The 12054-nt window shown below is 60.3% G+C and carries 14 protein-coding genes and 1 pseudogene; 5 read left to right on the top strand and 10 right to left on the bottom strand.

Going from position 1 to position 12054, the window contains the following annotated elements; translation table 11 throughout:
- Both N434_RS26120 and N434_RS25990 read right to left on the bottom strand, forming a co-directional pair.
- Positions 1 to 120 (bottom strand): annotated as a pseudogene (locus N434_RS26120) (mannose-6-phosphate isomerase); the annotation flags it as partial.
- Between the two features lie 212 nt (positions 121 to 332).
- On the bottom strand, positions 333 to 506 hold the full coding sequence (locus tag N434_RS25990) for a hypothetical protein (RefSeq protein WP_210206051.1): 174 nt from the start codon (positions 504 to 506) through the stop codon (positions 333 to 335).
- 48 nt (positions 507 to 554) lie between these two features.
- Here N434_RS25990 and N434_RS20010 point away from each other — a divergent pair, with 48 nt between their 5' ends.
- Entirely contained in the window at positions 555 to 1367 is an 813-nt protein-coding gene (locus N434_RS20010) for a 2-keto-4-pentenoate hydratase (protein ID WP_110760028.1), read from the top strand.
- Here N434_RS20010 and N434_RS20005 read toward each other — a convergent pair.
- Entirely contained in the window at positions 1364 to 2314 is a 951-nt protein-coding gene (locus tag N434_RS20005; RefSeq protein ID WP_110760010.1) for a bile acid:sodium symporter family protein, read from the bottom strand. The genes N434_RS20010 and N434_RS20005 overlap by 4 nt on opposite strands.
- A 334-nt stretch (positions 2315 to 2648) precedes the next feature.
- On the opposite strand from N434_RS20005, the gene N434_RS20000 reads away from it, so the two are divergent.
- From N434_RS20000 to N434_RS19990, 3 genes are all read left to right on the top strand, one after another.
- Positions 2649 to 3248 carry a superoxide dismutase gene (locus N434_RS20000; protein ID WP_110760009.1) on the top strand — a complete coding sequence of 200 codons (600 nt, stop codon included), beginning with the start codon at positions 2649 to 2651 and terminating at the stop codon, positions 3246 to 3248.
- A 104-nt stretch (positions 3249 to 3352) separates the two neighbouring features.
- Entirely contained in the window at positions 3353 to 3688 is a 336-nt protein-coding gene (gene fdxA, locus N434_RS19995) for a ferredoxin FdxA (RefSeq protein ID WP_065116941.1), read from the top strand.
- Between the two features lie 11 nt (positions 3689 to 3699).
- A complete protein-coding gene (locus N434_RS19990; protein WP_110760008.1) occupies positions 3700 to 4272 on the top strand; it encodes a flavin reductase family protein in 573 nt (190 codons plus the stop codon).
- A 31-nt stretch (positions 4273 to 4303) separates the two neighbouring features.
- Here N434_RS19990 and N434_RS19985 read toward each other — a convergent pair whose 3' ends face one another.
- The gene (locus tag N434_RS19985; protein WP_181424026.1) at positions 4304 to 5233 is read right to left on the bottom strand and encodes an AraC family transcriptional regulator; all 930 of its coding nucleotides are present in this window, start codon (positions 5231 to 5233) and stop codon (positions 4304 to 4306) included.
- Positions 5234 to 5326: 93 nt separating this feature from the next.
- Between N434_RS19985 and N434_RS19980 the strand changes: the two genes are divergently transcribed.
- Complete coding sequence (locus tag N434_RS19980; protein WP_110760006.1) at positions 5327 to 6076, top strand: SDR family oxidoreductase; 750 nt, start codon at positions 5327 to 5329, stop codon at positions 6074 to 6076.
- Between the two features lie 63 nt (positions 6077 to 6139).
- Here N434_RS19980 and N434_RS19975 read toward each other — a convergent pair whose 3' ends face one another.
- From N434_RS19975 to N434_RS19950, 6 genes are all read right to left on the bottom strand, one after another.
- Positions 6140 to 6925 carry an inositol monophosphatase family protein gene (locus N434_RS19975; RefSeq protein WP_110760005.1) on the bottom strand — a complete coding sequence of 262 codons (786 nt, stop codon included), beginning with the start codon at positions 6923 to 6925 and terminating at the stop codon, positions 6140 to 6142.
- Positions 6922 to 7818 carry a glycerophosphodiester phosphodiesterase family protein gene (locus N434_RS19970; protein ID WP_110760004.1) on the bottom strand — a complete coding sequence of 299 codons (897 nt, stop codon included), beginning with the start codon at positions 7816 to 7818 and terminating at the stop codon, positions 6922 to 6924. The genes N434_RS19975 and N434_RS19970 overlap by 4 nt, the downstream gene beginning before the upstream one ends.
- A gap of 47 nt (positions 7819 to 7865) precedes the next feature.
- Entirely contained in the window at positions 7866 to 8732 is an 867-nt protein-coding gene (locus N434_RS19965) for an ABC transporter permease (RefSeq protein WP_502695780.1), read from the bottom strand.
- A complete protein-coding gene (locus tag N434_RS19960; RefSeq protein ID WP_110760026.1) occupies positions 8729 to 9583 on the bottom strand; it encodes an ABC transporter permease in 855 nt (284 codons plus the stop codon). Before N434_RS19960 ends, N434_RS19965 begins: the two co-directional genes overlap by 4 nt.
- Positions 9583 to 10623 (bottom strand): ABC transporter ATP-binding protein, encoded by a 1041-nt coding sequence (locus N434_RS19955; protein ID WP_110760003.1) that lies wholly within the window; start codon positions 10621 to 10623, stop codon positions 9583 to 9585. Before N434_RS19955 ends, N434_RS19960 begins: the two co-directional genes overlap by 1 nt.
- Before the next feature lie 83 nt (positions 10624 to 10706).
- A complete protein-coding gene (locus N434_RS19950; protein ID WP_110760002.1) occupies positions 10707 to 11936 on the bottom strand; it encodes an ABC transporter substrate-binding protein in 1230 nt (409 codons plus the stop codon).
- Positions 11937 to 12054 lie beyond the last annotated feature (118 nt).

Here is a 12054-nt window from a genome sequence, read left to right as displayed (position 1 = left end):
ATCCGGGCGGGCGGAGCCGACCTCCCACCACAAGGGCAGCGCATCCTCATCCAGCCATTTCCGTAATGTCCCGACCTCTTCGCAAAGCGCCTGGGCGGCACTCGGAAATTGCACTGTCATAGTTCAACTCTCTGTTTTGCGTCGTCTCGACGACGAATGCGCTAAGGGCGGGCGAAAACAAAGGCATTAACTGGTGCATTAAGGCGGCATCAGGGCATACTGGCTCCGAAAACACCGATACCCATATTCCCTCCACTCCCGAAAGATCCATGTTTCGGCCTGGCCATACGGTTTCAACATTACGCAAAATGCACTTCAATACGGGCAAGATTTCATCGCTCTTTGGCCGCCTGACCGGTGGCCGATCCGCGCGAGTGCGCATTACGCCGCGTTACAACCGCCACCCGCACCCCACCCGGCGTCGGGCTTGGAATGAAGCCGCAGTCTTCCTGAAAGTTGGCGATGTGGTCGAACTCGGCATTGATGGCCTTGGCAGGCAGCGCCAAATCGTGACAGCATTCCGTATATAGATGCAGCAGGGAATGATGACGGGAATGACAGTGATCGAAGAACTGGCGCGAAGATATGTGCAGGCAGACCTTGCTGGCACAAAAATTCCTCTGGCCGAGTTGGAGACGGATAGCCTTGTTCCGGCCGATTTCGAAGCGGCAATGGCCGTTCAGCGCACATTCACCGGGCTTGCCGGCAAGCCGGTGAAAGGCTGGAAACTGGCAATTCGCCCGGATGGTCAGGCCGTTGGTGCCCCGATGCTGGATTGTCACCGGACCGATGATGACAATGTCGCCGTCTTCCCCAAGGGCGGGACGGAAGGCATCGAGGTTGAAATCTGCTTCACGCTCGCCTCCGACATCCCTGCCGCGGGTGGAATTTCCTTCAGCAGGGCCGATCTGATACGGCATATCGACAAGGTCCATCTCGGTGCGGAGCTGCTCCGCTACAGGCTGGTCGAGAAAAACCAGGTGCCCTTCCCGCTGTTTCTGGCCGACCGCCTTGCCAATCATGGCTTCATCGTCGGTCCGGAAGTGGATCACGGCATTCTGGAGGCCTTTTCCGGGGATGAAACGGGCCTGCCACATCTGACCGTGACGGAGCGTTCGGTGAACGTGTTTGATGCTGCGGCAAGACATCCAAACGGCGATCCACTTGCGCCGCTGGTCGCCTTTGCCAATGCTCCCATCAACAAGGGCGACCTGCTCAAGGCGGGGCAGGTGGTGACGACGGGCAGTCTCTGCGGCGTGATACCCGGCACTCTTGCCGACGATACGCATGTGGCACTCAAGTCGGCTGGTGCCTTCACGCTGTCCGGCCTTAAACCCCAGGCGTCATCCCCCGCGGATGATGCTTAAGCCACCTCACCCCGTTTGCTCGTCTCCACCCGGCCCGAAAACCAGTTCGCCAGAACCGCGCCGGAAATATTGTGCCAGACGCTGAAAATGGCGCTCGGAACCGCGGCGAGAGGTGAAAAATAAGCCGTGGCGAGTGCGGCGCCAAGGCCGGAGTTCTGCATGCCCACCTCGATCGCAATGGCCTTGCGTTTGGCGAGCGACAGGCCCGTTGCCTTTGCCGCGAGATAACCGAGGAGATAGCCAAGCCCGTTATGCAGCACGACGACAGCGAAAATCATCAGTCCGGACTGGGCGATCGCGGCTTTTGATCCTCCCACGACGGCCGAAACGATGAGGACGATGCCGATGACGCTCACAAGCGGCAGTGCCGGAACGGCGGTCTTGACGAGGCCGGGCAGGAGTTTCTGCAGGGCAGCGCCGAGGGCGAGCGGAACCAGAACGACCTTGACGATGCTGAGGAACATGGCCCAGCCATCAACGGGCAGGAACTGGCTCGCAAGCAGCCAGACGAGGAATGGCGTCACCAGCGGCGCGGCAAGCGTGGTTACCGAGGTGCAGGCCACCGACAGCGCGACATCGCCTTTGGAGAGATAGGTCATGACGTTGGAAGAGGTGCCGCCCGGGCAGCAGCCAACCAGAATGACGCCAGCGGCGACTTCCGGCGGCATGGGAATGATCCGGGTCAGCAGCACCGCCAGAAGCGGCATGATGAGAAACTGGCCGAGTACGCCGATCGTCACATCGAACGGCCTTTTGACGACCTCCCTGAAGTCATCGACCGAGAGAGTGAGCCCCATGCCGAACATGATGATCGACAAAAGTGTGACGATCCACGGTGCAATCTGTTTGAACGTATCCGGAAAGAAAAAGCCAAGCACGGCGAACAGGATGACCCAGGCGGCAAAGGTCTTGCCCACGAAAGCCGAAACGGCTGCCAGCGTTTTCATGTCTATACTCCCAAAATGAACACCTGACCCGTCTAGTCGCCGGGCTCGCTGTGTCAAGGCCACAACGGACTTCAACTGCCGGCATACGGACCATTTGGAAAAATCCGGGCGTCAATACGGAGGCAAGCGGGCTTTTGACGATATCTAATCGCAATCCCTGCCCCACCCGCTATCCGGGCCTGGCAGAAAATAAGTCCGGCATCCGATATCCACGTCTTCACCCCTCAAAATACCTCTTGACCTCAACCATGGTTGAAGTTCTAGAAGTGATGTCACCTTGTTTTCGCAAGGCTCTTTCCATGCTCTTGAGCGAACAGTTGACAAAGGATACCCCATGGCTTTCCAGCTTCCCGATCTCCCCTATGCCCATGATGCGCTGGCCCACTCGGGCATGTCCGAGGAGACGCTGAAGTTTCATCACGATCTCCATCACAAGGCCTATGTCGATAACCTCAACAAGGCGATATCAGGTACCGAATGGGAAAAAAGCAGCCTCGAGGACATCGTCCGCGGCACCTATGAGAAGGGCGCGGTGGCGCAGTCCGGCATCTTCAACAATGCCTCCCAGCACTGGAACCACAATCTCTTCTGGGAGATCATGGGGCCGGGAAACCATGCCATCCCGAAGGCGCTGGAAGACGCGCTGACGCAATCCTTCGGTTCGGTATCGCTGTTCAAGCAGAATTTCGCCCTTGCCGGCGCCTCGCAGTTCGGCTCGGGCTGGGCGTGGCTGGTGGTGGATACCGACGGCACGCTGAAAATCACCCGCACCGAAAACGGGGTCAATCCGCTCTGCTTCGGGCAGAAGGCGCTTCTTGGCTGCGATGTGTGGGAACACAGCTATTACATCGATTTTCGCAACAAGCGTCCGGCCTATATCGAGAACTTCCTCGACAATCTGGTGAACTGGCAGGCAGTGGCCGCCCGCCTCTGATCTAAGCCCCACCGATCCGGCCGGCCCCGCTGCCCCGGGCGACTGGCCGGATCAGGCGCAGCCGGACAGCCGCCGTCCGGCTGCAACTCCATTCGAGCATTGCCATGCCCTATGTCGTCACCGAAAACTGCATCGCCTGCAAATATATGGACTGCGTGGAGGTCTGCCCGGTCGAATGTTTCTACGAAGGCGAGAACATGCTCGTCATCCATCCCGACCAATGTATCGATTGCGGCATCTGCGAACGGGAATGTCCTGCGGCGGCAATCCGGCCGGATACCGAGGCGGGGCTGCATGTCTGGCTCGACCTCAACCGCCACTATTCCGGCATCTGGCCACGCGTGCATCAGAAAAGGACGCCGCCTGACAATGCCGACATCATGAATGGCGCCGCAGCCAAGTTTTCCATTTTTTCGAAGAATCCGGGAGCGGGCGGTTAGCCCGGCACTGCATGTCTCATAATCTCAGGCTGATCGATGGCGGTGTCGTCAATCACGCGCATATCCCGCTGAAAGCCTCGGCCTCCCCGGCGATCTCACCGCGTGAATTCAAGGATGCGATGGCCGGCCTCGCCTTCACCGTGGCTTTGGCCGCCGTCGCCCATGCCGGAGAGCGGATCGGGCGAACGATCACCTCCTTCATGCCGCTCAGCGCGGAGCCACCGCTTCTGATGATCTCCATCGACGCCAGCAGCCGCATGGTCGATCTCATCGCCGCAAGCCGACGCTTCTCCGTCGCAGCCCTTGCCCAAGGGCAGGAGGAAATTGCCGACGTGTGTGCCGGAAAGGGCAACCTGCCGGACCGGTTTTCCGTTGGCGACTGGGATATCTGGCCTTCGGGAAACCCGAGACTTGCAGATACGCTGCTGTCCATGGATTGCGAACTCGTCGGCTCCATCGATGCCGCCGACCACATCCTGTTCGTCGGGGCCATCGTCGAAGCGACGTCTGAGCCGACGCGCAAAGCCCTGCTCTGGAGTGAGCGCTCCTACACCGGCACGGGGGAACGCGGAGCCAACTCCTGAAGGGTTTCAGGCGTTGCCATGAGGGCAATAGCTAGAGAAAAGCCGTGGAATGGGGATGATCGTCATTGTTTGCCCGGGCAAAGCTTCCCGGAGCAACGCCCATTCTCCGGCGGAACGCGGTGCTGAATGCGCTGGCGGATTCATAGCCGATTTCATCGGCAATGCGGTCGAGCGATTTTACCCCGCGCATGAGGGCATCTCTCGCAAGCGCCATCCGCCACCGGGCGAGATATTCGATCGGCGCGCAGCCCACCATGTCAACGAAGCGCGCGGAAAAGGCCGAACGCGACATGCCGGCGATTCCCGCCAGTTCCGCAACCGTCCAGCCCACACGAACATCTTCATGCATCGCCGATAATGCGCGGGCAAGGCCGGGTAAACGCATTGCCTTTACCAATCCCGCAGGAATTACCGCATTGCCCGCTCCCGGCCGGCGCAGCGCTTCCACCAGAAGAACTTCCAGCATACGCCGGATGATCAGCTCCTTGCCCGGATCCTCCCCGGCGCATTCCTCTGACAGTAGCTCGATCAGCCGCGCCAGCCGGGATGCGCCTTTCTCCTCTGCCGGCACGTAGATCATTTCGGGCATCAGTGACAGCAGAAGTGAAGCATTGATGCGTTCGAACCGGAAGCTGCCGCCCAGCGCGACAAAATCGGGCGCACCCTCCTGTTCGCCATGACGGACAGCCCGATCGTGCGGTTCGACGGGAACACATTCGACATCGGTCTCGCTGCAAAGCGAAAAAGCCGGCGTTGTGGGCAGAAGCAGGAAATCTCCGCATGTCAACCTGAGAGGAGCCCGGCCTTCCATCATCACCCATGCCGCACCGGCAAGGACGAGCGCGAAACCCGGCGCATCATGCGGACGATAGCGCACTCCCCATCTGCCCTTGCCGGAAATCGGCTTCGAGACGGCGGCGCTGGGTCGCAAAAGGTCGACGATATCGCTGAGAGGATCCATATTTGGACGATCAATAACAAATAATAGCCATTTTAGCATATATCATCCAGCTCAGCCCGTCTATCTCCTGCACATCAACAACGGAGATTTACCATGACCAACACCATCCTCATCACCGGCACGTCGTCGGGTTATGGCAAAGCGATTGCCGAACTGTTCCTCGCACGCGGCTGGAACGTCATCGCCACCATGCGGCGTCCAAGCGCTGCCCGCTTTGCTGACGATACCGGCCGGTTGCGCGTGCTGTCGCTGGATGTGACAGACGGGGATAGCATTGCGGCAGCGATCGATGCGGCCGGCCCGATCGACGTGTTGGTGAATAATGCCGGCATCGGTATGGTCGGCGCCTTTGAGGCTACACCGATGTCGGCGGTGCGCACGATCTTCGACACCAACAGCTTCGGTGTGATGGCCATGACACAGGCCGTCATCCCGCAGATGAGAAAACGCCAGTCCGGCATGATCATCAACGTCACGTCCAGTGTTACGCTTGCTTCTTTCCCGCTTGCCGCCGCCTATACCGCCAGCAAGCAGGCCATTGAGGGATTTACCGGCTCGCTCACGCATGAACTGGCTCATTTCAACATTGGCGTGAAGCTGGTCGAGCCGGGTTATGCCCCGACAACCAGCTTCACGAACAACGCCATTCTGCCGCTTGAGCAGCTGCTTCCCGAAGATTACATGGGCTTTGCAGGACCAATTCTCGAAACTTTCGCCCAACCGGCTTTGACCACCCATGAAAGTGATGTCGCCGAAGCGGTTTGGAGCGCGGTGCATGACACCTCGGGACAGCTCCACTTTCCAGCGGGCGCGGATGCCGTCGCTCTGACCCGCAAACACTGACCTTCAGAAAGCAGCAGGATGCCGAGTGTCTGAAGAGCACCCGGCTTCTGCATTTCAGGAGATTCACGCGGGCTCCGCCGGCAGTTTCTGCCTGATTTCCGGCCAGAGCCCTTCCGTCACCGCCATCAGCGCCGGCGTTGCGGCGGCGACCCAGGGGATGTCGCGGCCAGAGCGCGTTCCGATACGGACATCGAGACCCGCTTCCCTTGCGAGAACGACGCCGCCGGCGATATCCCACATGGTCGTCAGCTTCTGCAGATGGCCGTCGAAGATACCGCGCGCGGCAAAGGCAAGGCCGATCGATGTCGAGCGGATGGATTCCACCACCCAGCCCGCATGCCGAAGCCCGACGGTAAGAGCCGCCACCTCTTCCGCATCGGCAGCGGCGCTGTCGCCGAGCGACATGACCTGCACATCCTCGAAGGGCACATGGCGGGCAAGCGGTTTGCCGTTCAGCATCAGCCCGGTTCCATCCGCCGCCGCATAAATGTCCTTGAACATCGGCATGGCGACGACACCGAGTTCCGGCTGGCCGTTGCGCACGAAGCCGAGGGAGATGCCCCAGAGCGGCGAACCGCGCAGGAAATTGGTGGTGCCGTCGATGGGATCGATGATCCAGTAAGCGTCATCGGCAACGCCGCCCATTTCTTCCCCCAGCACCGTTTCTCCGGGAAAGGCCGCCGCCAGACGGTCGCGCACCAGCTTTTCGACTGTGGTATCGGCTTCCGAGACGAAATCCTGAAAACCCTTCGTCCGGGCGGCGATGGCGTCGCGGGCCTCGAAAAAGCGAAGGGCAAGGCCCATCGCTTCCTCGATGATGGCGACGGCGCGTTCGAGACGCTCGCTCATCGTGTCCACGCCCTGCCCGTCTCGCCGGCGCCCGCCTTCAGCCAGTTGGTGAAGGCTTCGACTTCATCGGTCTGGATCGCGCCGACGCCCGCCCCGGCAAGAGCACCCCAGACGGATTCGGGATTTGAAAGCGCACGCGTATCGTTGAAATCAAGGCAATGGGAAACGTCGAGCGAGTTGATCCAGAGGCGGATATTCTGGCGCTCCATCTCGGCACGGCCCTCGGCCAGATCGGCAATATCGGTAAATTTCACTTCGATCATCGGCGCCTTCAAGGCTTCGATCCGGCGCAGGTCCTCGGCAAACCTGCCCTTTCTCACCGGGAACATCGGCATATGCGGGATCTTGCCGAACCAGTCGGTCTCCAGCACCTCGAAACGATCGGCCTCGGGATCGATATCGGTCTTCACCAGCACCTGATCCTCGACGCCAAGCCGCAGCACGGTTTCCATGACCTGCGGCAGATCGCGGGTGAATTTGGTGTCGATATTGACGGTGATCCTGCCGCGCGCCTCTTCCAGTAATTCCTCCAGCGTCGGCACGCATTCATCGGTCACGCCAGCCGCATCGCCGCCCGCGCCGGCCTTCAGCTTCGCTGCGCGGACCACCTCGAAAGGCAGTGCGCTCACGGTGCCCTTGCCCGTCGTGGTGCGGTCGAGCGTTTCGTCATGAATGACGACCAGCCGGCCATCGGCCGTCGCCTGCGTGTCTATCTCGATCATCTCGACGCCGGCGGCAACCGCGGCGCGGACGGAGGCGAGCGAGTTTTCGGCGGTGGCGGTCCAGAATCCGCGATGGGCGATGGTGAGGATGGCCGGATTGTCGCGTGAGCAGAGCGCAAGCACATTGCAGGCAGTGGAGGTCTTTCGGGAGGTGGCAAGGGTCTGGTGCATGATTTTCACTTTCGGACGTTGCAATTACCGGGGTTTGAGCGCCCGGATCAGATTTTCCCCATGCCCGCCGCCATCAGATCGTCGCGCAGGATGCGGCCGGCGATGATGAAGACGATGAGTGCGGGAAGAAGCAGGATGAAGGAGACGATGGAGGCGAGCGGCAGCTGCATCGAATAGGGATCGAGATACATGTAGAGCTTGATCGGCAGCGTCTCGACAACAGGCGCCCCGACGATGAAGGACTTGTCGAATTCCTCGAAGCTGCCGATGAAGGACATCAGCCCCCCGGCGAGAAGGCCCGGCACCGCCAGCGGCAATATGATGTGCAGGACGATGCCGATTGTTCCCGCGCCAAGCGAGCGGGCGGCATGGATGAGATCGTCTGGAATGGTTTCCAGCGCCGCCGTCATCAGCCGGATCATCAGCGGCAGGGTGCCGACGATCTGCACGAGAATGACCCCCGTTACCGAATAGGCAAGGCCGAAGAGAAGAAACACCTGCCCGATGCCGACGGCGACGACCAGCCCCGGAATGATGATCGGCGCCAGAATGAAAATCTCCACCAGCCGTTTCAGCCGGAAGGGAAAACGCGCCATGGCCCAGGCCGTGGGTAACGCGATGGCCGCCGTCAGGAAGGTGACGACGATGGCGATGAGGATACTGTTGATCGCGGCGCGGATAAGGCTTGCATCGCCGAGAATGCCCGCCCAGCGCGCCGTGGTGTAATGCTCCGGCACGACAAGCGGCGGCGACCAGCCATCTGCGACGCTCCAGAGGAACATGAGAGCCAGCGGCACGGCGATGGCGAGCGTCAGCACGCCATAAAGACCGATGGAGACGAAAATCCTGTCCTCCGGCGTAAAGGCACGGCGGCGGGGAGTGATTGTAGGTTCAATGGTGATAGCGCTCATCATGCGTCTCCGCGGGTTTGGCTGGGGCCGATGCGGGATGTCAGCGAATAATAGAGAATGAGGACGGAGACCGCGAAAAGGCTCAGCACCATGCCCATGGCATAGACCTGATTAAAACGGCCCTGATTGAACTCCTGGATCATCAGCACCGAAAGCGGCCGGGCCGTCGGCGGGCCGACGATATCGGGAATGGCATAGGAGCCCATGGAGCCGATGAAGGTCAGAAGAATGGCGGCGGTGATGCCGGGCATGGCGAGTGGCACTTCCACGAAGAAGAACGTCTTCAGCCGCGAAGCGCCAAGCGTGCGCGAGGCATGACGTATATCCTCGGGAATGGCCGCAAAGGCGCTGGTGATGATCAGCGTCATGAAAGGTATCTGCTTCCAGACGCTGGCGAGAATGACACCGATGCCCCAGTCGTCGCGCACGAGCTTGGGCAGTTCCAGCCCGAGCGGCGCGACCAGCCGGTCGAGGAACCCGCCCCTTTCGAAAACCACGATCACCATCAGGCCGACGATGATGCCCGGCACCGCCATCGGCAGCTTGTAAAGGCCGCTGAACAGTTTTCGCCCGAGAAAGCTCTTGCGGATCAGAAGCGCCAGTGGCACCGAAACCGCAAGCGAGACGATGACGGGCATGACGCCGTAATAGATGGAGGTCGTAAGACCACGGATCATCGACGGGCGGGTGAATATTCGCTGGTAGAACATCAGCGTGAAGCTGCCATCCTCCTGCCTGAAACTACCGACCAGCGCCGACAGCAGCGGCCCGCCGAAGAAGACCAGAAGATACCCGACACCCGGCAAAAGCAGGAATAGAAGCTGGGCGCGCCTGTTTCGAAGGAGCCCGGCCATCATGCCGCCTCCCCCGCCATCCTGTCATCGAGAAGATGGACCGAACCGGGAAACTGCAGGGCGACCTTCTGCCCGGCATCGATCAGAGTTTCAGCACCGGACTGGCTGATCCGGATCTGGCGGCCGCCGATCTCGACCGTATAGAGCGCATTGGCGCCCATGAAAGAAACGGCGGAAACCGTGCCCTCACCGGCCTGATCGGCGCGGATCTGGATGTTTTCCGGACGAACGGAAATCTGGACGTTGCCGGCGGCAACCCGGTCAAGCGTCACGGACTGCCCCCAGGGCAATTGCGCCTGCTGACCCTCGGCGGAGACCGGCAAAAGATTGGTCTGGCCGAGAAATCCGGCGGTAAAGGCGTGTTTCGGCGCGCGGTAAAGCTCGAGCGGCGTGCCGATCTCGACCACCCGACCGGCATTCATGACGACGATCCGGTCCGACATCGCCATCGCCTCGGCCTGATCATGCGTCACGTAAAGACTTGTCGCACCGATACGGCGGTGAAGCTCGGTCAGCTCATGGCGCAGCGTATCGCGGAGTTTGGCATCGAGATTGGAAAGCGGCTCGTCGAACAGAAGCAGGCTCGGCTGCATGACAATGGCGCGCGCCAGCGCCACACGCTGCTGCTGGCCGCCGGACAATTGCCGGGGCATGCGATCCACCAGACCGGTGAGATTGCAAATCTCCAGCGCATGGGCGATGCGCCGCGCCCGCTCGTCCTTCGCGACCTTCTTCATCTTCAGCCCGAAGCCGAGATTTTTGGCGACCGACATATGCGGGAAAAGCGCATAGGACTGGAACACCATGGCGATGTCGCGCGCCTCCGGCGGCGCCTGATCGATGCGTTTGCCACCAAGGTGGATTTCACCGCCCGATGGCTGGCTGATACCGGTGAGGATGCGCAAAAGCGTCGACTTGCCGCAACCGGAAGGGCCGAGAATGGTGACGAATTCGCCCCGCTCCACGGTGATCGATACGGGATGAAGCGCCCGGCTTGCGCCGTAATCCTTGCTGATATTGCTGATCTCGAGTTCACTCATGGCGAGCCTCCCTCATATTTTTGACCAAGGCTATCCGGACCGTGCAGCCACCTGCGGCACACGGTCCGGCAATCCTTGTCGCGTTACTGGTTGAGGACTTTTTCATCGAGCGCTTCGGCAAGCGCTGTCGACATGTCCCAGAAAGCTGGCAGCGACAGGCGCGGATAGACACTCTGCGGCAGCACATGCTCCTGCACCGCCTTCGGCATCAGATCATTGGTGACATCGGCGCGCGGAGAGCGGGAGGCCTTGTTTTCCAGCTTCCAGAGCTGGAATTCCTTGCTCATCGCCATGTCGATCAGCAGCAGCGCTGAGGCGACGTTCTTGGCATTGGCCGGCACGAACATGGCGTCGCCAGAGCCGACCTGGCCTTTTTCCAGAAGCGTGATGCGGAAACTGTCAGGCAATTGTTTGGTGCCGAGGAAACTCATGACCTGGTCTTCCCAGACCGTGCCCATGTGAAGCTGCTGGTTGTTGATGAGGTTGAGCGTATCGGCATTGCCATTGGTCAGTTCAGCGACGGCCAGAAGACGGCGGTAATAGTCCCAGACAGGCGTAAGGCACTCGGACTCCATGGCCCAGTCCTCGGCCTGCTGCAGCGTCTGATTATAGTCGGTGAGCTTTGCACGGCAGTCGCCGGTGAGATAATTGAGCGCCACCGAATAGATGAAACCGCCGCCGGAACCGCCCTTGGCCGGCAGAGTGACGCCAAGCCGCTTGGGGTTCTTTTCGGCCCAGACCAGCAGGTCCTCGAAGCTCTTCGGCACATCCTCGGCTTTCACGAAGGCAGAGTCATAACCGATTGCCGTCTGGTTGAGATGCACCAGCGGGAAGCTGCCGCCATGCGGCTTGCCGAAGACGGTCTCGGCCAGTTCCGGATTATAGTTGGCCATGTTCGGCAGGATTTTCGTCAGCGCAATATTGCCGACAACACCCTTGGAGGACAGCAGCGGATAGCTGCCGCCACCGGCGAAATAGGCGTCGACGGGCGAATCCTGCCCTGCCGCCTGTACCGCGATCAGCTGCTGGTTCGCCTGATCGCCCTTCACGTCGCTATAGGCGACCTTGATGCCATATTTGGCTTCGAAACGGTTGATCAGCTCCTTCCACGTATCGGCGAAACTACCGGCGAAATTATACATCGTCACCGCGCCCTCGGCTTTGGCGGCCGGAACGACGATCTCATAGAAATTGTCGCGCGTGACCTTCGACAGATCGAAGTCGAGGTTTTTCATGTTGCTGTCAGCCGAAAGGCACGGCGCTGCCGTCGTCGCCAGCGCAAGCGCGGCGATCGCAAGAAATTTCATGCGCATTGAATGGTTCCTCCTGAGGACCCGTTGTTGACCGGCCCCTTATTAATACACTCTAAGTGTAATATTTGTGACAGTCCAGTGAAAAATGCTGTCGCAAACCAATGCCCCATGTTGCCGC

The sequence above is a fragment of the Rhizobium sp. UGM030330-04 genome, assembly GCF_003208455.1.
GTDB classification, from domain to species: domain Bacteria; phylum Pseudomonadota; class Alphaproteobacteria; order Rhizobiales; family Rhizobiaceae; genus Agrobacterium; species Agrobacterium rhizogenes_A.
This window is presented reverse-complemented; position numbering and strand designations above follow the sequence as displayed.